This is a genomic window from Streptomyces sp. NPDC051963, from assembly GCF_044593495.1.
In the GTDB taxonomy this organism is placed as follows: Bacteria; Actinomycetota; Actinomycetes; order Streptomycetales; family Streptomycetaceae; genus Streptomyces.
Map to the genome: position 1 here is coordinate 1 of NZ_JBIUCC010000020.1, position 26,881 is coordinate 26,881.

The following is a 26,881-nucleotide window of genomic DNA, read 5'->3' on the forward strand; positions in this document are numbered from 1 at the left end:
GGAGCTGACTGGTACTAATAAGCCGAGGGCTTGTCCTCAGTTGCTCGCGTCCACTGTGTTAGTTCTGAGGCAACGACTGTGTTTTTTCCGGTCGAGCTTCATAGTGTTTCGGTGGTCATAGCGTGAGGGAAACGCCCGGTTACATTCCGAACCCGGAAGCTAAGCCTTACAGCGCCGATGGTACTGCAGGGGGGACCCTGTGGGAGAGTAGGACACCGCCGAACAATCATTGCGAAAACCCCCGTACCGTAAATCGGTACGGGGGTTTTCTGCGTTCAGCTACCGTTGCAGTCATGAACTACAAGGTCCGTTCCATACGTGCCGAAGAGTGGCGCGCGGTGAAGGCACTGCGGCTTGTGTCCCTACAGGATCCGGTGGCGCATCTCGCCTTCCTGGAGACCTACGAGCAAGCCGCAGCCCATCCCGACTCCTTCTGGCAGGAGCGGGCCGCCGGCAGCGCCGAGGGGGCTGTCGAAACGCAGCAGATCATCGCTGAGGGTCCGGACGGGGAGTGGGTGGGGACACTGACCGTGCTCATGGAGGAGTCCGGGGGGACCGACTGGGCCGGCTTTCCCGTCGAGCGCAAGCAAGGGCATGTCGTCGCCGTGTTCGTACGGCCTGATCACCGTGGGATCGGGCTTACCGAGGTGCTCGTCGACGCCGGTATCGAGTGGGCGTGGGCGCAAGGCGCCGAGCGGGTGCGGCTTATCGTGCATGAGGACAATGGCCGGGCTCAGCGGCTGTACCGGAAGGTGGGGTTCGAACCGACCGGAGTGACTGTGCCGTTGGCGCAGGCCCCGGGGGAGACCCAGTTGGAGTTCGCGCTCGAACGCGAATGACGGCTATACCGGTAGTTCGTCGTGCGGCCAGCGGGTGCGGGCCTGTTCCCGGGAGCGGAGCAGGGCCAGGGTGGGCAGGCCCCGGTCTGCTCCGGTGGCCAGCAGCTCCGGCAGCTGGGGAAGCGGAGCCACGGCGGCGACGTCGTCCAGGACGAGCGTGAGTGGTGGGTCGAGGCGACCGGAGGATGACCGTTCGGCCATGTGCCGGCCGCGCTCGACCACGCTGGAGACGAGGGCCGTCAGGAGGGGCATCGCGCCGGGATTCGTCCTGGGGTCCTCGATGGATTCACCCACCACATAAAGCGTGCCCCCTTCGTCGAGGAAAGAATCCAGGACGAGGGCGTCGCTTCGATTGGGCGTGCAGGTCTCTCTGACGTTGATCGTGGAGAGGGAGGAGAGGGCCCTGATGGTCAACTCCTGTGCCATGTCGCGGCGTTCGGTGTGCGCCGTGAGCGCTGCCTCCAGTTCGCCCGCCGCTCCTGGTGCCGCCTTCGGGTTCGTACGGAGGGTGCGTACGGCGTCCTGGATCTGCATGCCTTGTGACCAGCGGTGGACGTGGCGGATGGTGCGGCCGTCGATGGCGGCGGCGTGCAGATAGCTCCGCAGGAGCGTTTCGGCGGTGTCGGCCACAGCCTGGTCGATCTTCGCGGTCGGCCGGACCGGGACGAGCAGGGCCGCTGCTCTTGCGATCGCCGTCGCCTTGTCCTCGCAGCCGCTGATGGGGGACCAGTGGAGGCGGGCGGGGGTGTCGCAGAGATGCGTGGGGTCGTAGAGGAGGGTGGGGCCGAGCTTGGCCCGGGGGTCCTTTGTGTCCTGCCAGACGGCGGGGTTGGACGTGACGACGAGGGCGGGGCCTGCCGCGTCTCGTACGGCTTGGGTTGCCGTTGACTGGCGGGCTTCTCTCGGGGCTACGAGGATGCTTTCCCAGCCGCCCCCGCCCGCCCGTTCACCGTTGATCGGGAAGTGGGCCGATTCCAGCGGTGGTGCGGTTTCCCGTGGCACCTCGGCCGGTTCCGGCAGCGATGTCGGCTGGGGTTCCGCGCGCGGCACCGGGACCTCGTGGACGTCGGGTGCCGGCACCGGCACAGGCGCCGCCCGTTCCGCTCGCCGTCTCGCCCTGACCGCCCGCCATCTCGCCACCGTGCCCATGACGAACACCGTCAGGACGACCAGGACCATCAGTTGGCCGATGAACAGGCCCCAGAAGAGGCCGTAGCCGGAGAGCTGGGCCGCGGGGGTCTCGGGCCAGGCGCCCGTGATGTCGTGTGGATGGGCGATGAGTTGGCGCATGGCGAGCGGAGTGCGGGTGAAGGTCACGCCCTCAGGCCAGGCGCCGTGGGAGAACCAGCCGGCCAGGCCCGCCGCCGTCCAGACCAGCACGGTCATGCCGAGGAGGAACGCGAGTATGCCGAGCAGCAGTCCGTCGGGGATGCCGCCCTGGGCGTCCTGACGGTGATTGCGGTCGTCGTGTCTCATCTCACCACGCTCTTCTCACGCCACCGTTGACTCCGACGAGCCGTCCAGGTCGCCCAGGTGCTGTTCCATGAAGGCCGCCGCCCGCTCCTCCGCCTCCAGTTCGGCGGCGCGCAGGGCGTCGTCCGTGAGGTCGGTGGAGGACTCGGTCATCGCGCGGTCGGTGAAGACGAGGGGGCGTTCCGTCTCGGTGACCAGGTGTTTGACGACCTGGACATTGCCGTTGACGTCCCACACCGCGATGCCGGGAGTGAGGGTCGGGATGATTTCGACGGCCCACCTCGGCAGGCCCAGTACCCGGCCCGTCGCCCTCGCCTCGTCCGCCTTCTGCGCGTAGATCGTCCGTGTCGACGCCATCTTCAGGATCGCCGACGCCTCCTTCGCCGCCGCCCCGTCCACCACGTCGGACAGGTGGTGGACCACCGCGACGAAGGACAGGCCCAGTCGGCGCCCGAACTTCAGCAGCCGCTGGAAGAGTTGGGCCACGAAGGGGCTGGCGATGATGTGCCAGGCCTCCTCGACCAGGAAGATGCGCTTCTTCCGGTCGGGGCGGATCCAGGTGTGCTCCAGCCAGACGCCCACGATCGCCATCAGGATCGGCATGGCGATGGAGTTGCGGTCGATGTGGGAGAGGTCGAAGACGATCAGCGGGGCGTCCAGGTCGATGCCGACCGTGGTCGGGCCGTCGAACATGCCGCGCAGGTCACCGTCGACCAGCCGGTCCAGCACCAGCGCCACGTCCAGGCCCCACGCCCGTACGTCGTCTATGTCGACGTTCATCGCCTCGGCCGACTCCGGCTCGGGGTGTCGTAGCTGCTCGACGATGTCGGTGAGGACCGGCTGGCGTTCGACGATCGTCTCGTTGACGTAGGCGTGGGCGACCTTGAGGGCGAAGCCGGAGCGCTCGTCCAGGCCGTGGCCCATCGCGACCTCGATGATGGTCCGGAGCAGCGCCAGCTGGCCCGTCGTCGTGATCGCGGGGTCGAGAGGGTTCAGCCGGATGCCGTGGTCCAGGGCGGCCATCGGGTCCAGGCGGACAGGAGTTATGCCCAACTCCTCCGCGATCAGGTTCCATTCGCCGACCCCGTCCTCGCCCTGTGCGTCGAGCACGACCACCTGGCGGTCGCGGAAGCGCAGCTGTCGTAGGACGTACGTCTTCTCCAGGGCCGACTTGCCGTTGCCGGACTCGCCGAGGACCAGCCAGTGCGGGGCCGGGAGCTGCTGGCCGTACAGCTGGAAGGGGTCGTAGATGTAGCCCTTGCCGGAGTAGACCTCGCGGCCGATGATCACGCCGGAGTCGCCGAGGCCGGGGGCGGCGGTGGGGAGGTAGACGGCCTGGGCCTGGCCCGTGGAGGTGCGTACCGGGAGGCGGGTCGTCTCGACCTTGCCGAAGAGGAAGGACGTGAAGGCGTCGGTGAGGACGGACAGCGGATCCCGCATCAGGTCCTACCTCCGGATGCCGGTGGCGAAGGGCAGTGTGTTCACGAAGGCGCGATGGTGCTCGCGGTCGCACCACTCCAGCTTCAGATACGACTTTCCGGCCGAGGCCCTTATGGTCCGCTTGTCGCGCGCCAGGGCTTCCGGATTGCGGGAGGAGACGGTGATGTAGCCGACGAGGTTGACCCCGGCCGCGCCGCTCGCCAGGTCCTCTCCCCGCTGGTCGAGACGGTTGTGGGAGGCGATGTCGCGCGGGTCGACGGTGCGGTTCATCTTGGCCTGGCGGGAGGCCTCGGCCTCGTCGTTCGTCTTTTCGGTCAGCATGCGTTCAATGGCTACCTCGGTGGGCTCGAGGTCCATCGTCACGGCGACCGTTCGGATGACGTCCGGGGTGTGGACGAGGAGCGGGGCCAGGAAGTTGACGCCCACCGGGGTCATCGGCCATTCCTTCACCCAGGCCGTGGAGTGGCACCAGGGCGCGCGGGTGGAGGACTCGCGGGTCTTGGCCTGGAGGTACGTCGGCTCCATGGCGTCCAGCTCGGCCGGCCACGCGTTGCGCTTCGTCATCGCCTGGATGTGGTCGATGGGGTGGTCCGGGTCGTACATGGAGTGGATGAGCGAAGCGAGACGGCCCTGCCCGAGGGGCTGTCGTACGCGGATGTCGGCTTCCTGGAGCCGCGAGCAGATGTCCGTCAGCTCGCGCGCCATGACGACCGCGAGGCCCGCGTCCCGGTCGGCCCTGCCGCCGTGCGGGCGGGCCGCCCGTGCCATGGCGTTGGCCTCGGCGGCGAGCTCGCGCGTGTAGTGCATACAGGCGACGAGGTAGGCGCGGTGCTGCTCGCTGCTGGTCGACACCATCGACTGGAGCTGGTCGTACGAATGCGTCAGCCAGCCCGGTGCGCGTTCGTCCCCGCGTACGGCGACGTCCTTGGCGTGGGCGTCGGGGTCGGCGGGGAGGGTGCGGGCGAGCATCTGGAGCCGGGTGACGAAGCCGTCGCCGTTCGCCACGTGCTTGAGCAGCGTGCCGAAGCGGTCGACGAGGGCCTCCTGGTCCTCGCTGTCGCGCAGGCCGACGCCGGGGCCCTCGATCTCGATGGCTGCGGTGACGGTCTTGCGGTCCGCGTGCAGCAGTACGGCGATCTCGTCGGGGCCGAACGGCGCGGCGAGCCAGTTGATACGGCCGATGCCCGGGGGCGGGCCGACCTCGATCTCGCGGCCGTCGAGCCCGGTGCCGGCCTCGATGACGCCGGAGCGGTACACGGTCCCCTGCTTGAGGGTGCGCTTGTAAGTGCGGTTGATCTCGAACCACTTGTAGATGGTCCGGCGCTTGTACGGCACATAGACCGCCGCCAGCGCGAGCAGGGGGAAGCCCATCAGCAGCACGATGCGCAAGGACAGGACGGGGACGAGGAGCCCGCACATCATGCCGAGGAACGCGCCCGCGATGATCAGCGCGATCTCGCCGGTCTCACGATTCCGGCCGACCATCGCGTTCGGCCGGGCGCGGCCGATCAGATATGTGCGGCGGGGCGTGACCGTATGGGACACGTGGGACTCGGTCGTCAACGCCCTTCACCTCCAGTGCGCTTGGGACTGCTGTTGCGGGTGTTGCTGGCGTGGGGCGTGTTGACGTTGCTGCTCGAACGGGGTGCGGGTGCGGCGGAGGGGACGGATCCGCCGCCGTTCGAGTTGCGTGTGCTGTGGGCGGCGACGCCGCCGGAGGCCGGGTTGTCGGGGCGGCCCGACTGGCCGCCGCCACCGCCGCCGTTGTTGTCGGCTCGGGAGCTGTGGGTCTTGATGCCCTGTGCGACCAGGGTCGCCGGGGAGCTGATGACCGCGGCGGCCTTGCCCTCGGCGCCCTGCATGATGCGGTTGTTGCGGGAGCCGGCGATCTCGTCGCCGAAGCCGGGGACGAAGCGGTAGATCATCGCGGACGCGAAGATGGCCAGCAGGATGATGGCGAGGCCGGACACGACCGCGGAGAAGGCGTCCGGTCCGTCGTCCGTCGACAACGCCCCGGCGAGGCCCAGCACGATCACGATCACCGGCTTCACCAGGATCACCGCGATCATGATGCCGGCCCAGCGGCGGACGTGGCCCCACAGGTTCTTGTCGACCAGGCCCGCGTAGACGACGGTGCCGAGGAGGGCGCCGACGTAGAGCAGGGCGGCTCTGATCACCAGCTCCAGCCAGAGGATGCCGGCGGCGAGGATGCTCACCAGGGAGACGACGATCAGCATGATCGGACCGCCGCCGATGTCCTCGCCCTTCTCCAGAGCGCCGGAGAACGTGCCGAAGAACGTGTCCGTCTGGTTGCCGGTGGTCTTTGCGAGGACGTCCGTGACGCCGTCGGTGGCCGATACGACCGTGTACAGGACGAGGGGCGTGAACGCGGACGCCAGCACCGTGAGCCAGAGGAAGCCGATGGCTTCGCCGATCGCCGTCGACAGGGGGACGCCTCGTACGGCTCGCTTGGCCGCCGCGAGCAGCCAGAGCAGGAGCGTGAGGATCGTCGATGCCGCGAAGACGACGGCGTACTGCTGAAGGAACTTGGCGTTCGTGAAGTCGACGTTCGCGGTGTCCTGTACGGCGTCGCTGAGCTTGTTGATCGTCCAGGCGGCGGCGTCTGCGCAGCCCTTGGCGAGGGAGGAGAGGGGGTCGAGGGTGGAGGTGGGGTCGAGGGTGGGGGTTCCGCCGCCGGTGCCGCTGGGGTTGTCGCCTCGTTCGCAGTAGTCCTTGGCGGGGCCGCGGATGAGGTCGCAGGGGTCGTTGCTGCCCGTCGGCGTGGGAGTGGGCGTGGGCGCGGCAACGGCGTGGGTCGCGAGAAGCACCGCGGTGGTCTGTACGGCGGCGAACACGGCGGTGACCTTGAGGAACCGGTGGTTAGCGCGCATACGTGAAGCCTCCGTACTCCTCGACGGCCTTCGTCATGTCGTCGGCGGTGGAGGCCTGTTGGTCGCGCCCGACTGGCACGGGGCCGTCCTTCTGCTGGAAGTCGGTGACCTTCCAGTCATTGGCGGTCCACGCCAGCTGGTAGGTGGTGGTGTACCAGCTCTCGGACACCGGGTTGGTCGAGGCCTCACCGGACAGACCGAAGAGCGACGTGTACCAGACCTCCACGGTGGCCTGGCTCGAGCTGAACGCCGTGGCCTTGGTTCCTACCGGGATGACCCGCGAGACGAAGGACTGGCCGGCCGGAGCGGTGCCGTCCTTGGTGAGGCCGATGTTCGTCAGGAACTTCTCGCTGGAGTACGCGTTGTCCAGGTCGGTCTGCCGGGTGGCGGCGACATCGGGGGCGTAGACGGTGTTGACGATCTCGTGCCGCCGGTCCTTGTTGAACATCTCGGCAGAACCCAACGCGACCGAGTAGTTGGCCGCCGCACTCTCCACCCCCTGCTGATCCTGTGGGAACCCCGACGGAATCCCGCCCACCTCCGTCTGCACCGGCTGCTCCCCGCTCGCCGCCGTGCTGGCCGTCTCCGGCTTGTCCGTGGTGGTGCCGTCGGTCGAGGAGGAGTCGTCGCCGCCGCGGTTGGCGAAAGCGATCGCGGCGATCAGGAGGACGACCACGCCGACCACGGTGACCAGGCTGCGTGAGGAGGATCGGGGCCCGCGACGGGCACCCCCGTACACGTCACCGCCGCCGCCCCCTTCGGGCAGCCGCGTGCGGGTGTGGCCCGTGCCGCCGTAACCCCCGGAGGGCTCGTGCTCGTCCCCGAGACTCATGCGCCGTACGCCCCCTCGACGTCATAGCGGACCGCGTAGATGTACGACGGTAGCCGTGCTGGTTCCCGCGCGGGCGCGGTGTGGTGACTCGACATCAGGGAGACGCAACCTCAGCCGGTGGGCACGACGGGTGGGGGAGGGAGGGGTGGGCGGCTAGACGGCCATGCCGTACACGATGGTGAAGAGCGTGCCGAGTGAGCCGATGATGAAGACTCCGGTGAGGCCGGCGACGATGAGGCCCTTGCCCTGTTCCGCGCTGAAGGTGTCGCGCAGCGCGGTCGCGCCGATGCGCTGCTTCGCGGCGCCCCAGATGGCGATGCCGAGACAGAGCAGGATGGCGACCGCCATGACGACCTGGATCATCGTCTTCGCTTCGGCCCCCAGAGCCCCGAAGGGACCCCAGTCCGGAGCGATCCCGCCGATGATGGTGTTGATGTCTCCCTTGTCGGCCGCAAAGAGCATGTAAGTCACCGCCCCTGTTGGGTAGTTCCGCATCCCCTGCCGAGCGCAGAGGTCAGGTCTCATTCTCGCCGACAATTCCGCTGTCGCATGTCGACTTGGCGTCATTGATGGGCGGGATTCGTACGAATAGCTCGTACGGTCACTCTGTGTATCACGGCAGATTACGCCGGGCAATGAGGCCTGAGCAGAACCTTCGTGTGGTTCCGTCGTTGACCTTTCTTATGATCACGCGCGGAAGGATGTCCTCCGGGTGAAGGCTATCCTCCGCCGCCCATGGCGGACGAACGGACTTTTGCCGAGCGGCCGTGGCCCGCTGGTGAGGTGACTGGGCGTCAGCGGGGCTTGAGGCCGTGGAGCAGGTGGTGGATCAGTTCGTCGACGCTGCCGAGGGCGGCCTCCGGAGTGAGCATGCCGGTGGCCGCCATCGAGGCGAGTCCGTGCATCGCGGCACCTGTGAGGAGGGTGAGGTGTTCGGGGTCCGCCTCGATGATCTCGCCGCGCTTCTGGGCGTCGGCGAGCACGGTCTCCAGTGAGCCGATCGTGCTGTCCAGGCCGGCGGCCATCTGCTCGGTGGCGTCCGGTTCGTGCTTGCGGGCGTACATCAGCTCCAGCAGCGCGGCGTTCTCGATGGAGAACCGGAGGTAGGCGCGGGCCAGCCCGGTGAGCCGGGGTTGGAGCGGCAGCGCGGGGTCGTCGGCGGCGTCGAGGGTCTGCGCGAGCCGCTCATATCCGGTGAGTGCGAGGGCGTTGAGCAGGGCCTGCTTGTCCTTGAAGTGGCGGCCGGGGGCGGCGTGGCTGACACCGATCTCGCGGGCCAGCTCGCGCAGGGAGAGCGCTGCGGCGCCCTTCTCCCTGAGGGTGCGCTCGGCGGCGGCGAGCAGGGCGGAGCGGAGGTCGCCGTGGTGGTAGGGGCGGCTGGCTGCGGGCATGGGCATCATCGTATCCCGATGTAGGCGTCGCCATCTTTGTTGGCGCCGTCATCTTTGTTGTCATTGACAGCATTGTAGTCATCGCCTACATTCGAGGCATGGCTGAGAAGACGAGCAACAACACGGACAGCAATACGAGCAACAACACGAGCAAGTGGAACGAGACGCGCCTTCCCGATCTCAGCGGTCGCACGGCCGTCGTCACCGGGGCCAACAGCGGGATCGGTCTGACGGCGGCGGACGCGCTGGCCCGCGCGGGGGCGCATGTGGTGCTCGCCGTACGGGACCTGGAGCGCGGGCGGGCGGCAGCGGCGAGCGTGCGCGGCAGTACGGAGGTACGGCGCCTCGACCTGGCCGACCTGCGGTCCGTACGGGACTTCGCGGACGGATGGCGGGACCCGATCCACGTCCTGATCAACAACGCGGGCGTGATGATGCTGCCGCGGCAGCAGACCCGGGACGGCTTCGAGATGCAGTTCGGCACGAACCACGTGGGTCACTTCGCGCTGACGAACCTGCTGCTGCCGTACGTCCAGGACCGGGTGGTGACGCTGTCCTCGGGCGCGCATCGCTGGGGAGCGGTGACGATCGACTTCGACGACCTGAATCTGACGGCCGGGTACACGCCGCGTCGGGCCTACGCCCAGTCCAAGCTGGCCAATCTGCTGTTCACCATCGAACTGCAACGGCGTCTGGCGGAGTCGGGTTCGCCGGTGCGGGCGTTCGCGGCCCACCCCGGGTACGCGGCGACCAACCTCCAGAGCCATGCGGCGAATCCGGTCGTCCGTGCCTTCATGCGATTCGGCAACCGGTTCTTCGCCCAGGACGACCGGGCCGGAGCCCTCCCCACGCTGTACGCGGCGACGCAGGACCTGCCCGGGGCGAGCTATGTGGGGCCGGGCGGGCGGGGCGAGATGCGCGGCGCCCCGACGCTGGTCGGCCGGTCCACGGCGGCGAGCGACACGGTGGCCGCCCGTCGCCTGTGGACGGTGTCGGAGGAACTGACGGGCGTGAGCTGGCCGTTGGGGCAGCCCGTCGCACAGCGATAGCTGGGCGAAGTCCCGTTAGGTCACCGCCCGCTTCACGCTCACTGCTCCGGTTGCACCACGGTCAGGGCCCACCGGATGCCGTCCGCCGAGGCGTCCACGCCCACGGTGAAGGACCCCGCCTTGACCACGCCGGCGTCCATGGTCACCGAGCCGACGCCTGCTGTCCCGGCCGGGCAGTCGACCGGGAACGCGGCAACCTCGACGTCCTGCGACTGCATCGTCACCTGTACGCTGCCGCCCCCCTCGCAGGCCACCGTCAGCACGGTCGGCAGCCCCTCCCACGCGCCCCCCGACGCGACACCGCCGTCCCCCGTCATCTCCTCCACCCACACCAGGCCCTCCGGACCGGGATGGGGCAACAGGACATCGCCCGACGCGGCGGCGGGCCCCGCCCCCACTCCCGTCAGCCCGCAGGCCACCAGCGCCGCCACGGCCAGAGTTCGACTCGTCCGTCTCAACTTCGCTCCCCTGTCGATGCGTTGCGGAACAGACAGTCTGGCGTGACGCGTGATTTCGTACATGAGTATCGGTACTCATGGGAGGTGGTCGACCGATGCCGGCGCTGATGCCGATGCCCGCGCCGAGCCTGCTCGCCGTCTTCGCTCATCCGGACGACGAGTCACTGTCCTCCGGCGGAGTGCTCGCCCGGCACGCGGCCGCGGGCGCTCGGACCGCCGTCGTGACGGCGACGTGGGCCGAGGGCACTCGGCGTGGTGCTGAACTCGCCGAAGCGCTGCGGATTCTGGGCGCCGGTGAACCGCGGATGCTCGGCTATGCCGACGCCCGGGTGCCGTCGTCGGCGCCGGGCAGCCCGAGGCTGTGCGACGCGCCGCTCGACGAGTCGGTGGGGCGGCTGGTGGCGCATCTGCGGCAGTTCCGCCCGGAGATCGTGGTCACCCACGACGCCTACGGCGGCCTGACCGGCCACCCCGACCATGTGCACACCCACCGTGTGACCGCACTCGCGGTCCAGGCGGCCGGGCTGGAGAGGCTCTTTCCGGATGCCGGTGACCCCTGGCGGCCGAGCGCCCTCTACCTGGCCACGCACCCGCACTCGGCGCTTCCGGCCCTGGAGGAGCTGGCTCGTGCGGGCAAGGGCATGAACACTGTTCCGGACGAGCTGGTCACCGCGACCGTCGATGTGAGCCCCTGGCTGGAACAGAAGTGGGCCGCCGTGCTCGCCCATCGCACCGAGGTGGAGCGGGGCGCGGCACCGGGGCTGCTGGCCGGCTTCCCTGCGGATGTCCGGGAGCGATTCCTGGCGACCGAGTGGTACATCCGCCACGACACCGTCTCCAGCGCGCCGGCCCGGACGGAGCTGACGGCCTGAGCGCGGGCGCCAGGGGTCGGGGCCGGTGCCGGTGCCGCCGGTCACCGTATCCCCGCCCTGGCCCTACGCCGCCCCACTCCCGGCCCGTATGCCCTCCGGCCCGTACGCCCTCCGGCCCGGGCGATGGAATCCGGCCGATTTCAAGGCGCCGTGCGGGACGCGGACTCGAGGGGCGTTCGTGGGTTCCGCGTCGTGGGGGGCGCGGTCGCCGTATCCCCGCTCGACGTCGAAGACGGTCGTGGCCTGCGGGTCGTGCGGGCCGGTGTTGAGTCGGTCGGTGTGGCCGGGTTGTGGGGGCTGGGGGTGTTGAAGGGCGGGAAGTCGGCGTGGGTCGGATGTCCGGTGGTGCCGCCTTCGCGGAGTCTCAGGTGTCCGACGTAGTGACCCCTGCCCCAGCGATCCGTACGCTCCCCGGTGGTACTGGTCAGAAGCCCATCGGTTCGCTGAGAGTGGAGGCCCGTCGTGCACCCTGGCCATGCCCGCGCGTTGATCTGGACCGTCCTGGTCGCTCTGGTCATGGCGATCCTGCCCGGGACCGCGACCGCGGCCGTCGACCGAGTGGGTGGGGGCGGCGGTGCCCGTGTCGTCGCGGAGGAGCGGGTCGGGCCCCGTCTGGTCGACCTGACCGTTTCGTCGCCCGCGCTGGGCCGTACCGCCAAGGTGCGGCTGCTGACCCCGGACGGCTGGGACGAGCGGCGGAAGTGGCAGCGATGGCCGGTGCTGTTCCTGCTTCACGGGTGCTGCGACACGTATGACAGCTGGACCCGCGAGACGGACGTAGCGTCGCTGCCGCAGCTGCGCGACACGCTGGTCGTCATGCCCGAGGGTGGACCGGCCGGGTGGTACAGCGACTGGTGGAACCACGGCAACGGCGGTTCGCCGGCCTGGGAGACCTTCCATCTGCGCGAGCTGCGCCCGCTGCTGGAGCACGGCTACGGCGCCGGCCAGCGCCGGGTGATCGCCGGGCTGTCCATGGGCGGCCTCGGCTCCCTCCTCTACGCCGCGCACCACCCCGGCATGTTCCGGGCGGTGGCGAGCTACAGCGGTGTGGCGCATCCCCTGTACGGCGACTTCCCGAACGGTCTGATGGACCTGTTGGAGGAGTTCGGCGAGGACCCGCTCGCGCTGTGGGGCGATCCGGTGGCCCAGCGCTCCATCTGGGAGGACCACGATCCGTACTACCTCGCCAAGCGGCTGCGTTCGAGCCCCGTCTTCCTGGCGAGCGGCGACGGCACGGCCGGCCCGTTCGACCCGCCGGGTACGCAGGACGACCTGGAGGCGCAGCTGAACGAGATGAACCACGCCCTCGCCGGCCGGCTGAAGGCCGCCGGAGTGCGGCTCACCACCGACTTCTACGGCCCCGGCACCCACACCTGGCCCTACTGGGAGCGCGAACTGCACCGCTCCCTGCCGCTGTTGCTGAACGCCCTGGAGCGCGGCCGCTGACCGAGCGTCAGGGGCAGCCGACCGGGCAGGCGAGAAACGGCTGCTCCGGCCGGCTCTCCTTTCGTGTGATCACACCGCCCCCTCGGGGCAGTCTCTAGACTGACGTGGGCGCAATCCCGGGCAGCGAGGGGCGGTTGACGGTGCGTAAGGCGTGGATCGTGGCGGGCGCTGCCCTCGGGGCGGGGCTCAGCTTCGTGATGCTGCTCGTCGTCGGTGTGTACATCGTCGCCGGGAACCTCGCCAACGGGGTCGGCGGAGCCTCCAAGTCGCTGGCCAAAGGCGCCGTACCCGCCGCCTACCAGACCCTCGTGCAGAAGTGGGGCAACATGTGCCCCGCGATCAACCCCGCGCTGCTCGCCGCCCAGCTGTACCAGGAGAGCGGGTTCAATCCGAACGCGCAGAGCCCGGCCGCGGCGCAGGGGATAGCGCAGTTCATTCCGGGGACCTGGGCCACGCACGGTGTCGACGGTGACGGCGACGGGGACCGCGATGTGTGGGATCCGAACGACGCGATTCCGTCGGCCGCCTCGTACGACTGCAAGCTCGCGTCGTATGTGAAGGACGTGCCGGGGGACGCCACGAAGAACATGCTCGCCGCCTATAACGCGGGGGCGTACGCGGTCATCAAGTACGGGGGCGTGCCGCCGTATTCGGAGACCCAGAACTATGTGAAGACGATCACGACGCTGGAGGAGAGCTTCGCCGCGCCCGTGTCACGCGTGGACCCCTCCAAGCAGGCCGCCGGTGCCATCTACTACGCCCAGAAGAAGCTCGGCACGCCCTATCTGTGGGGCGGGAACGGCACCGCCGACCAGGGCGGGCGGTTCGACTGCTCCGGGTTGACCAAGGCGGCGTACGAGAGCGTGGGGGTCACCCTGCCGCGTGTCGCCAACGATCAGTACAACGCCGGGCAGCATCCCTCGCGGGCGGAGCTGCTGCCCGGGGATCTGGTGTTCTTCTCGGACGACCTCACCAATTCCCGGGCCATCCGGCACGTGGGGATCTATGTGGGCGGCGGTTACATGATCGATGCGCCGAGGCCGGGGGCCGTGATCCGGTTCGACCCGATCGACACACCGGACTACTTCGGGGCGACGCGGGTCACCGAGGACGGCGGGAAGGCGCTGGCGCTGACGGGGCAGGGGTGACCCACGTACGCTCTGGAACGTGACCAGCTCACCCGTCCCGGAACAGCGCCTGCGTGATCTCGCGCGGCTGCGTCGTGTCCGCGACCGGATCGACCGGGAGTACGCCCAGCCGCTGGACGTCGAGGCGCTCGCGCGCGGGGCGCACATGTCGGCCGGGCATCTGAGCCGGGAGTTCCGGGCCGCGTACGGCGAGTCGCCGTACAGCTATCTGATGACGCGGCGCATCGAGCGCGCGATGACGTTGCTGCGGCGCGGCGACCTCAGTGTCACCGAGGTCTGTTTCGAGGTCGGCTGTGCCTCGCTCGGCACCTTCAGTACGCGCTTCACCGAGCTGGTCGGCATGCCGCCCAGCACCTACCGGCGGCTCGCGGCGGACGCGACGGAGGGGATGCCGGCGTGCGTGGCGAAACAGGTGACCAGGCCGATCAGGAATCAAGAAGCGTCGGCACCGGGCCGCCGCTAGCGTGACGTGCATGGACATCACCATTCACGCAAGCTTCCTTCCGCAGGACGACCCGGAGGCGGCCCTGGCCTTCTACCGGGACACGCTCGGCTTCGAGGTCCGCAGCGATGTCGGACAGGGCACCATGCGCTGGATCACGGTCGGCCCCGTCGGCCAGCCCGGCACGTCCATCCTCCTGGCGCCGCCGACCGCCGACCCCGGGATCACCGATGATGAGCGGCGCGTCATCGCCGAGATGATGGCCAAGGGGACGTACGGGTGGATTCTGCTGGCCACGAACGATCTCGACGGTGCCTTTGAGAAGGTGCAGGGCAGTAGTGCGGCGGAGGTTGTTCAGGAACCTACCGAGCAGCCGTACGGGGTGCGGGACTGTGCGTTTCGCGATCCCGCGGGGAACATGGTGCGCATTCAGGAGGTGCCGAGCGCCTAACGGGGGGACGCGATTGGTCGGCGGGCGGCTGCGGGTCCGTTGTGGCTGGTCGCGCAGTTCCCCGCGCCCCTAAAAGAAGGGGCGCTGTCGAGCCGCCCATCAGATGGAGACGAGTATGGCTACGAGTGCGCATGCTGCCGACAGTCACGACATGATCCGTGTGCACGGTGCGCGGGAGAACAATCTCAAGGACGTCAGTATTGAGATACCGAAGCGTCGGCTGACGGTGTTCACCGGGGTGTCCGGGTCGGGCAAGAGCTCGCTGGTGTTCGACACGATCGCCGCGGAGTCGCAGCGGCTGATCAACGAGACGTACAGCGCCTTTGTGCAGGGCTTCATGCCGAACCTGGCGCGGCCCGAGGTGGACGTGCTCGACGGGCTGACGACCGTGATCAGCGTGGACCAGCAGCGGATGGGCGCCGATCCGCGCTCGACGGTCGGCACCGCCACCGACGCCAACGCGATGCTGCGCATCCTCTTCAGCCGGCTCGGCAAGCCGCACATCGGCCCGCCCAGCGCGTTCTCCTTCAACACCGCCTCGGTGCGGGCGGCCGGTGCGATCACCGTCGAGAAGGGCAACAAGAAGGCGGTCAGGGCGACCTACGAGCGCACCGGCGGCATGTGCACGCACTGCGAGGGCCGGGGCAAGGTCTCCGACATCGACCTCACTCAGCTCTACGACGATTCGAAGTCGCTCGCCGAGGGCGCGTTCACGATTCCCGGCTGGAAGTCGGACAGCCAGTGGACCGTGGGTCTCTACGCCCAGTCGGGCCTCCTCGACCCGAACAAGCCGATCCGCAGGTTCACCAAGCAGGAGATGCAGGACTTCCTCTACGGCGAACCGAGGAAGGTGAAGGTCAACGGCATCAACCTCACCTACGAGGGGCTGATCCCCAAGATCCAGAAGTCGTTCCTGTCCAAGGACAAGGAGGCGATGCAGCCGCACATCCGGGCGTTCGTGGAGCGGGCCGTCACCTTCACCACCTGCCCCGAGTGCGACGGCACCCGGCTCAGTGAGGGCGCCCGGACGTCGAAGATCAAGAAGATCAGCATCGCCGACGCGTGTGTGATGGAGATCCGCGACCTGGCCGAATGGGTCCGCGGGCTCGACGAGCCGTCGGTGGCGCCGCTGCTCACCAAGTTGCAGCACACACTCGACTCGTTCACGGAGATCGGCCTCGGCTACCTCTCGCTCGACCGGCCCGCGGGCACGCTGTCGGGTGGTGAGGCGCAGCGCGTGAAGATGATCCGCCATCTCGGCTCGGCGCTCACCGACGTCACCTACGTCTTCGACGAGCCCACCATCGGGCTGCACCCCCATGACATCCAGCGGATGAACGACCTGCTGCTGCGGCTGCGCGACAAGGGCAACACGGTTCTGGTCGTGGAGCACAAGCCGGAGGCGATCGCGATCGCCGACCACGTCGTCGACCTCGGCCCCGGCGCCGGTACGGCGGGCGGCACCGTCTGTTTCGAGGGCACCCTCGAAGGGCTCCGGGCCTCCGACACCATCACCGGCCGCCATCTCGGCGACCGGGCCGCCCTGAAGGACACGGTGCGCAAGGCCACCGGCGCCCTGGAGATCCGCGGCGCGACGGCGAACAACCTCCAGGGCGTCGACGTCGACATCCCGCTCGGGGTGCTGACCGTCGTCACCGGCGTCGCCGGCTCCGGCAAGAGCTCGCTCGTGCACGGCTCGGTCCCCGCCTCCGAGGGTGTGGTGTCGGTCGACCAGGCGCCGATCCGCGGCTCCCGGCGCAGCAACCCGGCGACGTACACCGGACTGCTCGAACCGATCCGCAAGGCCTTCGCCAAGGCCAACGGCGTGAAGCCGGCCCTGTTCAGCGCCAACTCCGAGGGCGCCTGTCCGACCTGCAACGGCGCCGGCGTCATCTACACCGACCTGGCGATCATGCAGAGCGTCGCCACCACCTGCGAGGACTGCGAGGGCAAGCGGTTCGACGCCTCGGTCCTGGAGTACCACCTCGGCGGCCGGGACATCAGCGAGGTGCTCGCGATGTCGGTGACCGAGGCCGAGGCGTTCATCGGCGCCGGCGAGGCACGCACACCGGCCGCGCACGCCATCCTCGACCGGCTCGCCGATGTCGGGCTCGGCTACCTCACCCTCGGCCAGCCGCTCACCACGCTCTCCGGCGGCGAGCGGCAGCGGCTCAAGCTGGCCACGCACATGGCCGACAAGGGCGGCATCTACGTCCTCGACGAGCCGACGACCGGTCTTCACCTCGCCGATGTCGAGCAGCTGCTCGGTCTGCTGGACCGGCTCGTGGAGTCCGGCAAGTCGGTCATCGTCATCGAGCACCACCAGGCGGTCATGGCGCACGCGGACTGGATCATCGACCTCGGACCCGGCGCGGGACACGACGGTGGCCGAATCGTGTTCGAGGGCACCCCCGCCGATCTCGCCGCCGCGCGCTCCACCGTCACAGGTGAGCACCTCGCGGCGTACATCGGAGCCTGACTTTCGACCAACCCGAACGGAACGGACAAGACTGTCCAGCATGGCCTGAACCGATCCCTGAACGGAGCGTCAACCACCCCCCTGAGCTGCGGTGATGAGTCTCTCTTCGATAACGTCTGAGTGATCATTCGGTGGAGTGTGGAACGTATTAACAGGAGCCGTGCGTTCCTGGTTCGGCGTACGTGCGTGTGCGCCGGGAGAGACGACGAAGGGGCCGTGCACCATGGCTGGACTCGCAGAATCCGGGTCGAACCCCGACGTCGAGCTGCTTTACGACATCAATGGCCTGGCCAAGGACGCGCCGCGGTGGTTCGACCGCGGTATGGAGTTCGTCGGCGAGTTCGGGCTGCTGATCGCCATGGTGCTGCTGGTGCTCTGGTGCTGGTGGAATGTCCGGCAGCGGGGTGCCGAGGACGCGGCGTCCTCCGTCGCCGCGCTGGTCTGGGCTCCTCTCGCCGCCGGAATCGCGGTGCTGGTGAATGTGCCCATACGGGGATTTGTCGAGCGACCCCGGCCCTTTCTCGACCACCAGGGGCTGGATGTCCTGGTGGGCGGGAAGACCGATTACTCCTTTGTGAGCGATCACGCGACGATCGCCATGGCCATGGGCGTCGGGCTTTTCGTGGCGAACAGGAAATTCGGCGCCGCGGGTATTGCGCTGGCCCTGATCGAGGGCTTTTGCCGGATCTATATGGGCGTGCACTATCCGACGGATGTCGTGGGCGGGTTCGCGCTCGGTACGGCTGTGGTGCTGTTGCTGTCCCCGCTCGCGCTGGCGCTGCTCACGCCGGTCATGAAGGCGATCGAGGGGTCGGCCCGGGGTGTGTGGCTGATCCGGGGGCGGGGGAGAGCCGCCGGGGACGAGGACGCCGTGATCCCGGGGGCCCGGGCCGAGTCGGCCGACGCCAAGGAGCGTGACCTGGCCGCCTAGCCGGGCGCAGCTGGCGCGTGGGCATGGCTACAACGCCTGGGGATAGGTGAAGAACTTCTCCGGGTCGTACTGCTTCTTCAGCTGTTGCAGGCGCGTCGTCGCGTCGCCGTAGTACGCCTTGCGCCAGTCCTTCAGGGTCGGGTCCGTGTAGTTCTGGTAGGCGGCGCCCGAGGCGTACGGCTGCATCGCGGAGTGGGCCGAGGTGAGCCATGACTGGGCTGTGGTGCCGGAGGTGCCCGCACGCCAGGACGCGATGTACTGGGCCAGCATGCGGGAGCGGCGGTGGACGAAGGCCGTTGCCGTGGGGGAGACGCGGTTGACGGCGCCGCCCAGGGCCGTGATGTCGATGCTGCCGGCGCCGCCCCGGACCGAGGTCAGCTGGGACAGCAGCTTCTGGATGCCCGCCTCGGAGAGCGAACGGTCGAAGAAGGCCGACTTCCCCGCGTAGGTCTCGCGGTTCAGGGCGCCTTCGGGGGAACGGCCGGGGGTGGAGCCCGGGAGGTGGCACTGTGCGTCGGACGCGAAGGACGAGCAGCCTGCGTAGAGGTCCATCGAGGCCTCGTAGGAGCGGCGCTTGAGGGAGACACTCGTCGCCGAGGACCCTATTCGGTCGGCCAGTCGGTCCACCGCGTTCTGGAGTTCGCCGTAGGTGCCGAGGGAGAAGGCCGCGACGGAGACGGTCGGTGTTCCGCCCGCGCCGGCCAGGTGGAGGGACGACCAGATCTCGTCGGGCTGGGTCGGGCCCCACTCCTGCCAGGCCCGCACCACCGCCGCCGCCTTCGACCACGGCCAGCTCATGTACGCCGACACCGCCTGCGGGGCCGGATGGGTCTTGAACCGGAGCTCCGTCACGACGCCGAAGTTTCCGTTGCCCGCGCCGCGCAGCGCCCAGAACAGGTCCTTGTTCTCGGTGGCGTCGGCCGTCAGCTGCTTGCCGTCCGCCGTGATCAGCGTGGCCTGGGTGAGGCTGTCGCAGGTCAGGCCGTAGGCCCGGGAGACCACTCCGTGGCCGCCGCCCAGGGTGAGGCCCGAGACCCCCACCGTGGGGCACGAGCCGGCCGGTATGGTCACGCCCTTTGCCGCGAGGGCCCGGTAGACGTCGATCAGTTTGGCGCCCGCGCCGACCACGGCCGTACCGCCGCTCGCCCGGATCTTGCTGAGCTTGGACACGTCGACGATCAGACGGCCGTTGCCCGAGGACCAGCCCGCGTAGGAGTGGCCGCCGTTGCGGATCGCCACCTGGAGGTTGTGCGCCCGGGCGTAGGAGAGGGTCGTGCGGATGTCGTCCGGGTGCGCCACATAGGCCACCGCCGCCGGCTTCAAGCTGTCGAAGCGGGTGTTGTAGAGCTGGTGGGCCGCGTTCCACTGGGCCTCGCCGGGGCGGACCAGGGTGCCGTCCAGTTCCCGCGCCAGGGCGGACCAGTTCGCGGCGGCGGTCTTGGTGGCGGTGGACATGCCCGTGGTCAGGTCCGCGGTGGCGGAGCTGGTGCTGCGGGCCGTGCCCGATGTTCCCCCGCCGCTGCACGCCGCGCTCGTCAAGCCCGCGATCGCGGCCGCGCCGCCTGCGATGAACGTACGCCGTTCCATGTGCGCCTCCTGTCGGCTTCCGTGGAACGAGACGAGGCGGCGGAGGCACGGGTTCCACCGCCGGCCGTGGTGTGACAAGGCCGCGGTCTTGTCACAGGTTCCCCCCGGGATACGGGCTCGCGTGCGGGAACGGCGCCTACTCCGGTGCGTTCGCGTGACCTGCCGCGTCCGTCCTTGCCTGGCTGCGGGCTCTGCGGGCCGGTCCGCGCCAGCCGCAGGTGCAGCGTGCCGTGCAGAACTTGCCTTGGTCAACCGTTGATGTGCGGTGTTCCGGGAGTGCCTGGCGGGAATCCAGGCCGTCGTGCTGCGCCACATGTCAACCGTACCCAGGACAGGTAAAGGGTTTCTCTGTTCACCGTCGTCGTCGGCCAGCGTGACGGTGCCACTTACTTGTCGTTAACCGAAACGACAGGGGGCCCGGGACGGACGTAGCGGCTGGGGGTAGGCAGGCGATGGCGGAGCGGCAACGGCGACAGTGGCGGACAGCGGCGGGGGTCGCGGGACTCATGGTCTGCGCCTGCGCCACCGGGTGTTCCGGCGGGGCCGCCGCCGAGGACGCGCGTGCGTCCGCCGATCCCGTCGAGACCCTGCACCGGGCGGCCGACCGGCTGGTCGACGCCGGCACCTCCCAGACCCGTACGTCCATGGAGATGGCCACCGGCGGAACCCGCGTCACCATCCGGGGCGAAGGGGTGTACGACTTCTCCCGGCAGCTCGGCCGGCTGGAGGTGCAACTGCCGCAGGACCCGGCCGGCACCCCGGACCACCGCTCGATCACCGAACTCCTCGCCCCCGGCGCCCTGTTCATGAAGAACCGGGGAGCCGGAGTACCCGCCGACAAATGGGTCCGGGTGGACATCGCCACGCTCTCGGACGGCAATCTCGTCACCGGCGGGGCCACCGACCCGTACGCCGCCGCCGAGTTGCTGCGCGGGACGCGGACGGCGACATATGTGGGCGAGACCCAGGTCGCGGGGACTCCGGTACGGCACTACCGGGGGACCGCGGATCTCGCGGACGCGGCGCAGGACGCCTCCGAAGGGAACCGGAAACCGCTGGCCGCGGCGGCGAAAGGGTTCGCCACGGCCGCCGTGCCGTTCGACGTCTACCTCGACGAACAGGGGCGCATCCGCAAGATCCGGCACCGGTTCAGCTTCGTCAACGGACAGCAGAAGAACACCGTCGCGGTCGCCTCGACGACCCTGCTGTACGACTTCGGGGCCCCCGTCGACGTAGAGCTGCCGGAGGCCGGGGACATCTACGCCGGCCGCATCGCCGAGGAGTGAGCGGCTGCCGAGGGGGAAGGTGCGCGGAAGCATGACGGGCGTCAAGAACTAGCCCGTCCGTGCCATGCGCGTTGTGTAGGCCGCTCCCTACTCTAGGAAGTCGGTGACGGCAGAGAAGAGGTGATGCACGTGGCTCCGGTCGGCGGTACGGCAGTTCAGGACCACGTGGCCCTCGCCGAGATCGAGCTGTGCGGAGACCTGATCATCGCGGCGTCCGCCGCCCACGAGGACCGGCTCAGCCTTGAGAGCATCGACGAGGTGCTGAAAGTGGCCGAAGCACGCGATCGCGTGAGGGACGCGGACGCGTAGGCGCTGGTACGCAGGCCCATATACAGGAAGGCGCGCCGGGCTCCCGCCCGCCGCGCCACGTCCCATGCCCCGATGGCCTCATGGCTGCGTCATGGTGAACATCACGTACGCGACGAATGTCACGTACGCAGCAGCCGGCCGATCGCCTTCGTGGCCTCCTCGACCTTCGCGTCGATCTCCGTGCCGCCCTTGAGGGCCGCGTCGGCGACGCAGTGGCGCAGATGCTCCTCCAGGAGCTGGAGGGCGAAGGACTGAAGGGCCTTGGTGGAGGCGGACACCTGCGTGAGTATGTCGATGCAGTACACGTCCTCGTCGACCATGCGTTGCAGGCCACGGATCTGGCCCTCGATCCTGCGCAGTCGCTTGAGGTGCTCGTCCTTCTGTTTGTGGTAGCCGTGGATGCCGCGGTCGTGGTCGGTCACCACGGCCGGGGTGGCCTCGGAGTGCGCTCCTGCGCCGGCCTCGGTGGTCGTCATCGCGTCCTCCAGACACATATACCCCTACTGGGTATATCGTACCGAACTTTGCTGGGTATAGGGCTCTTGGCCAATGCCGCAGGCAGAGGCCAGGACCGAACCCCTGTTACGCCCCTGTGCGGAGCACTCTGTTCGATGGGCGACACTGGGAGGCGGCCCATTAGCCATGGCCGGATGATGTGCCTAGCATCAGCCTGACCGAAACCGAAGCATCCCGAGGACCCCACGTGCGCTTTCGTCTGACCCCCAGGGAGACGAGCTTCTATGACATGTTTGCCGCGTCCGCGGACAACATCGTCACGGGCTCGAAACTCCTGATGGAATTGCTCGGGGCGGACACCGCCGGCCGGGCCGAGATCGCAGAGCGTATGCGGGCCGCGGAACACGCAGGTGACGATGCCACGCACGCGATCTTCCACCAGTTGAACTCCTCGTTCATCACGCCGTTCGACCGCGAGGACATCTACAACCTCGCATCATGCCTCGACGACATCATGGACTTCATGGAGGAGGCCGTCGACCTGGTCGTCCTCTATAACGTGGAGGAACTTCCCAAGGGCGTCGAGCAGCAGATCGAGGTGCTGGCGCGGGCGGCCGAGCTGACGGCCGAGGCGATGCCGAATCTGCGGACGATGGACAACCTCACCGAGTACTGGATCGAGGTCAACCGGCTGGAGAACCAGGCCGACCAGATCCACAGAAAGCTTCTTGCGCACCTGTTCAACGGCAAGTACGACGCGATCGAGGTGCTGAAGCTCAAGCAGATCGTGGATGTGCTGGAGGAAGCCGCGGACGCGTTCGAGCATGTGGCGAACACGGTGGAGACCATCGCCGTCAAGGAGTCCTGAGCCTCCGTCATGGACACCTTTGCACTGGTCGTGACCATTCTGGTCGCGCTCTTCTTCACGTACACCAACGGCTTCCACGATTCGGCCAACGCGATCGCGACATCCGTGTCCACGCGCGCTCTGACGCCGAGGGCCGCGCTGGCCATGGCGGCCGTGATGAATCTCGCCGGTGCCTTTCTGGGCAGCGGGGTCGCCAAGACGGTCAGCGAGGGGCTGATCGAGACACCCGAGGGGTCGAAGGGGATGGGCATCCTCTTCGCCGCGCTGGTCGGGGCGATCACCTGGAACCTCGTCACCTGGTACTTCGGGCTGCCCTCGTCGTCCTCGCATGCCCTGTTCGGCGGCATGGTGGGGGCCGCGCTCGCGGGCGGTACGACCGTGTACTGGTCCGGGGTGCTGGAGAAGGTCGTCATCCCCATGTTCGTGTCGCCGGTGGTGGGGCTGGTGGTCGGCTATCTGGTGATGACGGCGATCATGTGGATATTCAGGCGGGCCAATCCGCACAAGGCCAAGCGCGGGTTCCGGATCGCGCAGACGGTGTCCGCGGCGGGGATGGCGCTCGGGCACGGTCTCCAGGACGCGCAGAAGACCATGGGCATCGTGGTGATGGCCCTGGTCATCGCCGATGTCGAGGACTACGGCGACCCGATTCCGGTGTGGGTGAAGATCGTCTGCGCCGTGATGCTGTCGCTCGGCACGTATGCCGGTGGTTGGCGGATCATGCGGACGCTCGGACGGAAGATCATCGAGCTGGATCCGCCTCAGGGGTTCGCGGCCGAGACGACCGGTGCGTCGATCATGTTCACCACGGCGTTCCTCTTCAAGGCGCCGATCTCGACCACGCACGTCATCACGTCGGCGATCATGGGCGTCGGCGCGACGAAGCGGGTGAACGCCGTGCGGTGGGGCGTCGCCAAGAACATCGTCCTCGGCTGGTTCATCACCATGCCGGCGGCCGCGCTGGTCGCGGCGGTCTCGTACGGCGTTGTGAACCTGGCGTTCCTCTAGGGCTAGGGCTAGGGCTAGGGCCCGGTGCCGGCGTTCGCCCGGTGCGGCGATAGGGCGGGTTGGCAGGCGCCGCTTTCGCCCCAGGCCGCAGGAGCCGAACTCGCGGGGCTCCCCCCGAACGACGACGGGCCCGCCCCCCGGGAGCCGGGGGGCGGGCCCTTATCGACCTCGCGATGGCACCGCCATGCAGCACCGCGAGGGGTCTGTCAGCCGAAGCGGCCGGAGATGTAGTCCTCGGTGGCCTGGACCGACGGGTTGGAGAAGATGCGCTCCGTGTCGTCGATCTCGATGAGCTTGCCGGGCTGGCCGACGGCGGCGAGGTTGAAGAAGGCCGTGCGGTCGGAGACACGGGCGGCCTGCTGCATGTTGTGCGTCACGATGACGATCGTGAACCGTTCCTTCAGCTCGCCGATCAGGTCCTCGATGGCGAGGGTGGAGATCGGGTCCAGGGCCGAGCAGGGCTCGTCCATGAGCAGGACCTTCGGCTCCACCGCGATCGCGCGGGCGATGCACAGACGCTGCTGCTGACCGCCGGAGAGACCCGAACCGGGCTTGTTCAGGCGGTCCTTGACCTCGTTCCAGAGGTTCGCGCCCTTGAGGGACTTCTCGACGACGTCGTCCAGTGCGGACTTCTTGTACGAGCCGTTGAGCTTCAGGCCGGCCGCCACGTTGTCGTACACCGACATCGTGGGGAACGGGTTCGGACGCTGGAAGACCATGCCGATCTCGCGCCGCACGGATACCGGGTCGACCCCGGCGCCGTACAGGTTCTCGTCGTCGAGCATGACCTTGCCCTCGACCCGGCCGCCCGGCGTCACCTCGTGCATGCGGTTGAGCGTGCGCAGGAACGTGGACTTGCCGCAGCCGGAGGGACCGATGAAGGCGGTCACGGAGCGAGGCTCGACCGTCATCGAGATGTCTTCGATGGCGAGGAAGGAGCCGTAGTAGGCGTTCAGCCCGCTTACGTCAATTCGCTTGGCCATGGGTATCACTGCTTCTTTCGGGAAAAAATCTGAGATCGGTCGCTTGTTGCCCCATGCGGCGGTAGCCGCTCATGGTCGCGTCAGCGACCGGTCTTAGGCGCCTTCCAGCGGGCGAGGGCGCGGGCCGCCAGGTTCAGGATCATCACGAAGGCGATCAGCGTCAGGGCGGCGGCCCAGGCGCGGTCGACTCCCGCCTCCGAGCCGGCGCTCAGCGTGTACTGCTGGTAGATGTACAGCGGCAGCGACGCCTGCGCACCCTCGAACGGGTTGTTGTTGATGAACGGGTTGCCGAACACCACCAGCAGCACGGGCGCGGTCTCGCCGGCGATACGGGCCACGGCCAGCATGATGCCGGTGGTGATACCGCCGATGGCGGTCGGCAGGACCACCTTCAGGATGGTGCGCCACTTCGGGATGCCCAGCGCCAGGGATGCCTCACGCAGCTCGTTCGGGACGAGCTTGAGCATCTCCTCCGTGGAGCGGACCACGATCGGCAGCATCAGGATCGTCAGCGCGAGGGCGCCGAGGAAGCCGGAGAAGCTCAGCCCGAAGGCCAGCAGGATGCTGAGGATGAACAGACCGGCGACGATCGACGGGATACCGGTCATCACGTCGACGAAGAAGGTGACGGCCCGGGCGAGGTTGCCCCGCCCGTACTCCACCAGGTAGATCGCGGTGAGCACACCGATCGGCGCGGCGATCAGGGTGGCGATGCCGACCTGCTCGAGGGTGCCGATGATGGCGGCGTAGACACCGCCGCCCGGCTCGGAGTTGCCGATGACGCCCATCGAGTGGCTCAGGAAATATACGTCGAGGACCTTGATACCGCGCTCGACCGTCGACCAGATCAGGGACGCGAGCGGTACCACGGCGAGCAGGAAGGAGACCCAGACCAGCGAGGTGGCAATGCGGTCCTTGGCCTGACGGCGGTTCTCGACCCGCGCCGCGATGACATACGTACCGAGGACGTAGAGGATCGCGGCGATCAGACCCCACTGGATCTTGCTCTCGATCCCGAAGGCGAGGCTGAGGCCGATGGAGACGGCGACGGAACCCGCCGCGATCGCCCAGGGGGCCCACTTCGGCAGCTGGCCGCCCTGGAGGGAGCCCGGGCGCTTGGCGGTGACGGCTGTGGTGCTCATGCGTTGGCCCCCGAGTACTCCTTGCGGCGGGCGATGATCATGCGGGCCGCGCCGTTGACCAGCAGGGTGATGACGAACAGGACCAGACCGGAGGCGATGAGCGCGTCACGGCCGAACTCGGCCGCCTCGGGGAACTTGGCGGCGATGTTCTGGGCGAACGTGCCGCCTCCCGGGTCCAGCAGGCTGGCGTGGATCAGGAAGTCCGGGGAGAGGACGGTGGCGACGGCCATCGTCTCGCCGAGCGCGCGGCCGAGGCCGAGCATCGAGGCGGAGATGACGCCGGAGCGGCCGAACGGCAGGACGGCCATGCGAATGACCTCCCAGCGCGTGGCGCCGAGGGCCAGGGCCGCTTCCTCGTGCATCTGCGGGACCTGGTTGAAGACCTCACGGCTGACGTTCGTGATGATCGGCAGGACCATGATCGCGAGCAGGATGCCGACGGTGAGCATCGACCGCGCCGGGCCTTCCTGCCAGGAGAAGATGCCGGTCCAGCCGAAGTAGTCGTTCAGCCAGCCGAAGAGGCCGTTCATCTGTGGTACGAGGACCAGGGCGCCCCAGAGGCCGTACACGATGGACGGTACGGCGGCGAGCAGGTCGATCACGTACGCGATGGGGCCGCCCAGCTTGCGCGGGGCGTAGTGGGTGATGAACAGCGCGATGGCGACGGCGATCGGGACCGCGATGACCATGGCGATGATCGAGGAGATGATCGTGCCGTAGGCGAGGACCGCGATGCCGAAGACCGGCGGCTGCGTTCCGGTGTTCCACTCGAAGGTCGTGAGGAAGTTGCCCTCGTCCTCGCTGATGGCGAGGATCGCCCGCCAGGTGAGGAAGGCCGCGATCGCGGCCATGACCACCAGGAGGAAGATGCCGGAGCCGCGGGCGAGACCGAGGAAGACCCGGTCCCCGGGGCGGGTGGCGCCACGGGCTGCACGCTTGCGCTCGGCCTCGGTCGGCTGAGGCACGGGGGGAGGAGTGTCTTGTGTGGTTATGTCCATCAGGTTCTCCGGTCTGCGGAGCCGGATCGGCATACGGCTCCCTGGCGGCGGTGCACCGGACGGTGCGGCCCGGCCCCTGGGGGACCGGGCCGCACACTCAGG

At 68.7% G+C, this 26,881-nt stretch carries 26 protein-coding genes and 1 rRNA gene; 14 read left to right on the plus strand and 13 right to left on the minus strand.

Going from position 1 to position 26,881, the window contains the following annotated elements; genetic code table 11:
* The first annotated feature begins 107 nt into the window (after positions 1-107).
* A 5S ribosomal RNA gene (gene rrf, locus ACIHFB_RS45120) occupies positions 108-224 on the plus strand.
* 69 nt (positions 225-293) lie between these two features.
* Positions 294-839 (plus strand): GNAT family N-acetyltransferase, encoded by a 546-nt coding sequence (locus ACIHFB_RS45125; protein WP_400129917.1) that lies wholly within the window; start codon positions 294-296, stop codon positions 837-839.
* Between the two features lie 3 nt (positions 840-842).
* On the opposite strand, the gene ACIHFB_RS45130 is transcribed toward ACIHFB_RS45125, so the two are convergent.
* The 7 genes from ACIHFB_RS45130 to ACIHFB_RS45160 form a co-directional block, all read right to left on the minus strand.
* Positions 843-2,315 (minus strand): type IV secretory system conjugative DNA transfer family protein, encoded by a 1,473-nt coding sequence (locus ACIHFB_RS45130; protein WP_400129918.1) that lies wholly within the window; start codon positions 2,313-2,315, stop codon positions 843-845.
* 15 nt (positions 2,316-2,330) lie between these two features.
* Entirely contained in the window at positions 2,331-3,752 is a 1,422-nt protein-coding gene (locus ACIHFB_RS45135) for an ATP-binding protein (RefSeq protein WP_365288589.1), read from the minus strand.
* Between the two features lie 6 nt (positions 3,753-3,758).
* Positions 3,759-5,315 carry an SCO6880 family protein gene (locus ACIHFB_RS45140; RefSeq protein ID WP_365288591.1) on the minus strand — a complete coding sequence of 519 codons (1,557 nt, stop codon included), beginning with the start codon at positions 5,313-5,315 and terminating at the stop codon, positions 3,759-3,761.
* The gene (locus ACIHFB_RS45145; RefSeq protein WP_400129919.1) at positions 5,312-6,643 is read right to left on the minus strand and encodes a hypothetical protein; all 1,332 of its coding nucleotides are present in this window, start codon (positions 6,641-6,643) and stop codon (positions 5,312-5,314) included. The genes ACIHFB_RS45140 and ACIHFB_RS45145 overlap by 4 nt, the downstream gene beginning before the upstream one ends.
* Entirely contained in the window at positions 6,633-7,475 is an 843-nt protein-coding gene (locus tag ACIHFB_RS45150) for a hypothetical protein (RefSeq protein WP_400129920.1), read from the minus strand. Before ACIHFB_RS45150 ends, ACIHFB_RS45145 begins: the two co-directional genes overlap by 11 nt.
* A gap of 153 nt (positions 7,476-7,628) precedes the next feature.
* Positions 7,629-7,937, minus strand: a complete 309-nt coding sequence (locus tag ACIHFB_RS45155; protein WP_210582519.1) for a hypothetical protein — start codon at positions 7,935-7,937, stop codon at positions 7,629-7,631.
* Positions 7,938-8,269: 332 nt separating this feature from the next.
* Positions 8,270-8,875, minus strand: a complete 606-nt coding sequence (locus tag ACIHFB_RS45160) for a TetR/AcrR family transcriptional regulator (RefSeq protein WP_365288597.1) — start codon at positions 8,873-8,875, stop codon at positions 8,270-8,272.
* 89 nt (positions 8,876-8,964) lie between these two features.
* Here ACIHFB_RS45160 and ACIHFB_RS45165 point away from each other — a divergent pair, with 89 nt between their 5' ends.
* The gene (locus ACIHFB_RS45165) at positions 8,965-9,915 is read left to right on the plus strand and encodes an oxidoreductase (RefSeq protein ID WP_365288599.1); all 951 of its coding nucleotides are present in this window, start codon (positions 8,965-8,967) and stop codon (positions 9,913-9,915) included.
* A 38-nt stretch (positions 9,916-9,953) separates the two neighbouring features.
* On the opposite strand, the gene ACIHFB_RS45170 is transcribed toward ACIHFB_RS45165, so the two are convergent.
* On the minus strand, positions 9,954-10,373 hold the full coding sequence (locus ACIHFB_RS45170) for a hypothetical protein (RefSeq protein ID WP_365288602.1): 420 nt from the start codon (positions 10,371-10,373) through the stop codon (positions 9,954-9,956).
* Between the two features lie 113 nt (positions 10,374-10,486).
* Here ACIHFB_RS45170 and ACIHFB_RS45175 point away from each other — a divergent pair, with 113 nt between their 5' ends.
* The 7 genes from ACIHFB_RS45175 to ACIHFB_RS45205 all read left to right on the plus strand — a co-directional run bounded on the left by ACIHFB_RS45175 (position 10,487) and on the right by ACIHFB_RS45205 (position 18,142).
* Positions 10,487-11,245: a PIG-L deacetylase family protein gene (locus tag ACIHFB_RS45175; protein ID WP_365288619.1), complete on the plus strand. Its 759-nt coding sequence runs from the start codon at positions 10,487-10,489 to the stop codon at positions 11,243-11,245.
* 516 nt (positions 11,246-11,761) lie between these two features.
* Positions 11,762-12,691, plus strand: a complete 930-nt coding sequence (locus ACIHFB_RS45180; RefSeq protein WP_365288621.1) for an alpha/beta hydrolase family protein — start codon at positions 11,762-11,764, stop codon at positions 12,689-12,691.
* A gap of 134 nt (positions 12,692-12,825) precedes the next feature.
* Positions 12,826-13,839 (plus strand): bifunctional lytic transglycosylase/C40 family peptidase, encoded by a 1,014-nt coding sequence (locus tag ACIHFB_RS45185; RefSeq protein ID WP_365288623.1) that lies wholly within the window; start codon positions 12,826-12,828, stop codon positions 13,837-13,839.
* A gap of 19 nt (positions 13,840-13,858) precedes the next feature.
* Entirely contained in the window at positions 13,859-14,302 is a 444-nt protein-coding gene (locus ACIHFB_RS45190; protein ID WP_365288604.1) for a helix-turn-helix transcriptional regulator, read from the plus strand.
* Between the two features lie 10 nt (positions 14,303-14,312).
* Positions 14,313-14,732, plus strand: a complete 420-nt coding sequence (locus ACIHFB_RS45195) for a VOC family protein (RefSeq protein WP_365288606.1) — start codon at positions 14,313-14,315, stop codon at positions 14,730-14,732.
* Positions 14,733-14,835: 103 nt separating this feature from the next.
* Positions 14,836-17,211, plus strand: a complete 2,376-nt coding sequence (locus ACIHFB_RS45200) for an ATP-binding cassette domain-containing protein (RefSeq protein ID WP_400129921.1) — start codon at positions 14,836-14,838, stop codon at positions 17,209-17,211.
* A 223-nt stretch (positions 17,212-17,434) separates the two neighbouring features.
* Entirely contained in the window at positions 17,435-18,142 is a 708-nt protein-coding gene (locus tag ACIHFB_RS45205; protein WP_365288610.1) for a phosphatase PAP2 family protein, read from the plus strand.
* 27 nt (positions 18,143-18,169) lie between these two features.
* Here ACIHFB_RS45205 and ACIHFB_RS45210 read toward each other — a convergent pair whose 3' ends face one another.
* Entirely contained in the window at positions 18,170-19,729 is a 1,560-nt protein-coding gene (locus ACIHFB_RS45210; protein WP_365288612.1) for an FAD-binding oxidoreductase, read from the minus strand.
* 452 nt (positions 19,730-20,181) lie between these two features.
* Here ACIHFB_RS45210 and ACIHFB_RS45215 point away from each other — a divergent pair, with 452 nt between their 5' ends.
* Both ACIHFB_RS45215 and ACIHFB_RS45220 read left to right on the plus strand, forming a co-directional pair.
* Positions 20,182-21,015: a hypothetical protein gene (locus tag ACIHFB_RS45215; protein WP_365288614.1), complete on the plus strand. Its 834-nt coding sequence runs from the start codon at positions 20,182-20,184 to the stop codon at positions 21,013-21,015.
* Positions 21,016-21,138: 123 nt separating this feature from the next.
* A complete protein-coding gene (locus tag ACIHFB_RS45220) occupies positions 21,139-21,324 on the plus strand; it encodes a hypothetical protein (protein ID WP_365288617.1) in 186 nt (61 codons plus the stop codon).
* A gap of 119 nt (positions 21,325-21,443) precedes the next feature.
* Here ACIHFB_RS45220 and ACIHFB_RS45225 read toward each other — a convergent pair whose 3' ends face one another.
* Positions 21,444-21,800: a metal-sensitive transcriptional regulator gene (locus ACIHFB_RS45225; RefSeq protein ID WP_365275144.1), complete on the minus strand. Its 357-nt coding sequence runs from the start codon at positions 21,798-21,800 to the stop codon at positions 21,444-21,446.
* A 227-nt stretch (positions 21,801-22,027) separates the two neighbouring features.
* On the opposite strand from ACIHFB_RS45225, the gene ACIHFB_RS45230 reads away from it, so the two are divergent.
* On the plus strand, positions 22,028-22,648 hold the full coding sequence (locus ACIHFB_RS45230) for a DUF47 domain-containing protein (RefSeq protein ID WP_048585568.1): 621 nt from the start codon (positions 22,028-22,030) through the stop codon (positions 22,646-22,648).
* Positions 22,649-22,657: 9 nt separating this feature from the next.
* Positions 22,658-23,656 (plus strand): inorganic phosphate transporter, encoded by a 999-nt coding sequence (locus ACIHFB_RS45235; protein WP_365275147.1) that lies wholly within the window; start codon positions 22,658-22,660, stop codon positions 23,654-23,656.
* Positions 23,657-23,862: 206 nt separating this feature from the next.
* Here ACIHFB_RS45235 and pstB read toward each other — a convergent pair whose 3' ends face one another.
* The 3 genes from pstB to pstC all read right to left on the minus strand — a co-directional run bounded on the left by pstB (position 23,863) and on the right by pstC (position 26,779).
* Positions 23,863-24,639 carry a phosphate ABC transporter ATP-binding protein PstB gene (pstB, locus tag ACIHFB_RS45240; RefSeq protein WP_365275148.1) on the minus strand — a complete coding sequence of 259 codons (777 nt, stop codon included), beginning with the start codon at positions 24,637-24,639 and terminating at the stop codon, positions 23,863-23,865.
* 80 nt (positions 24,640-24,719) lie between these two features.
* The gene (gene pstA / locus ACIHFB_RS45245; protein WP_365275151.1) at positions 24,720-25,781 is read right to left on the minus strand and encodes a phosphate ABC transporter permease PstA; all 1,062 of its coding nucleotides are present in this window, start codon (positions 25,779-25,781) and stop codon (positions 24,720-24,722) included.
* The gene (pstC, locus tag ACIHFB_RS45250; RefSeq protein ID WP_365276735.1) at positions 25,778-26,779 is read right to left on the minus strand and encodes a phosphate ABC transporter permease subunit PstC; all 1,002 of its coding nucleotides are present in this window, start codon (positions 26,777-26,779) and stop codon (positions 25,778-25,780) included. Before pstC ends, pstA begins: the two co-directional genes overlap by 4 nt.
* Positions 26,780-26,881 lie beyond the last annotated feature (102 nt).

Coding starts and splice junctions, on each gene's coding strand:
- ACIHFB_RS45125 (WP_400129917.1), top strand. CDS start 294: ATGAACTACAAGGTCCGTTCCATACGTGCCGAAGAGTGGCGCGCGGTG.
- ACIHFB_RS45130 (WP_400129918.1), bottom strand. CDS start 2,315: ATGAGACACGACGACCGCAATCACCGTCAGGACGCCCAGGGCGGCATC.
- ACIHFB_RS45135 (WP_365288589.1), bottom strand. CDS start 3,752: ATGCGGGATCCGCTGTCCGTCCTCACCGACGCCTTCACGTCCTTCCTC.
- ACIHFB_RS45145 (WP_400129919.1), bottom strand. CDS start 6,643: ATGCGCGCTAACCACCGGTTCCTCAAGGTCACCGCCGTGTTCGCCGCC.
- ACIHFB_RS45150 (WP_400129920.1), bottom strand. CDS start 7,475: ATGAGTCTCGGGGACGAGCACGAGCCCTCCGGGGGTTACGGCGGCACG.
- ACIHFB_RS45155 (WP_210582519.1), bottom strand. CDS start 7,937: ATGCTCTTTGCGGCCGACAAGGGAGACATCAACACCATCATCGGCGGG.
- ACIHFB_RS45160 (WP_365288597.1), bottom strand. CDS start 8,875: ATGATGCCCATGCCCGCAGCCAGCCGCCCCTACCACCACGGCGACCTC.
- ACIHFB_RS45165 (WP_365288599.1), top strand. CDS start 8,965: ATGGCTGAGAAGACGAGCAACAACACGGACAGCAATACGAGCAACAAC.
- ACIHFB_RS45175 (WP_365288619.1), top strand. CDS start 10,487: ATGCCCGCGCCGAGCCTGCTCGCCGTCTTCGCTCATCCGGACGACGAG.
- ACIHFB_RS45180 (WP_365288621.1), top strand. CDS start 11,762: ATGGCGATCCTGCCCGGGACCGCGACCGCGGCCGTCGACCGAGTGGGT.
- ACIHFB_RS45195 (WP_365288606.1), top strand. CDS start 14,313: ATGGACATCACCATTCACGCAAGCTTCCTTCCGCAGGACGACCCGGAG.
- ACIHFB_RS45200 (WP_400129921.1), top strand. CDS start 14,836: ATGGAGACGAGTATGGCTACGAGTGCGCATGCTGCCGACAGTCACGAC.
- ACIHFB_RS45205 (WP_365288610.1), top strand. CDS start 17,435: ATGGCTGGACTCGCAGAATCCGGGTCGAACCCCGACGTCGAGCTGCTT.
- ACIHFB_RS45210 (WP_365288612.1), bottom strand. CDS start 19,729: ATGGAACGGCGTACGTTCATCGCAGGCGGCGCGGCCGCGATCGCGGGC.
- ACIHFB_RS45215 (WP_365288614.1), top strand. CDS start 20,182: ATGGCGGAGCGGCAACGGCGACAGTGGCGGACAGCGGCGGGGGTCGCG.
- ACIHFB_RS45220 (WP_365288617.1), top strand. CDS start 21,139: ATGCACGTGGCTCCGGTCGGCGGTACGGCAGTTCAGGACCACGTGGCC.
- ACIHFB_RS45225 (WP_365275144.1), bottom strand. CDS start 21,800: ATGACGACCACCGAGGCCGGCGCAGGAGCGCACTCCGAGGCCACCCCG.
- ACIHFB_RS45235 (WP_365275147.1), top strand. CDS start 22,658: ATGGACACCTTTGCACTGGTCGTGACCATTCTGGTCGCGCTCTTCTTC.
- pstB (WP_365275148.1), bottom strand. CDS start 24,639: ATGGCCAAGCGAATTGACGTAAGCGGGCTGAACGCCTACTACGGCTCC.
- pstA (WP_365275151.1), bottom strand. CDS start 25,781: ATGAGCACCACAGCCGTCACCGCCAAGCGCCCGGGCTCCCTCCAGGGC.
- pstC (WP_365276735.1), bottom strand. CDS start 26,779: ATGGACATAACCACACAAGACACTCCTCCCCCCGTGCCTCAGCCGACC.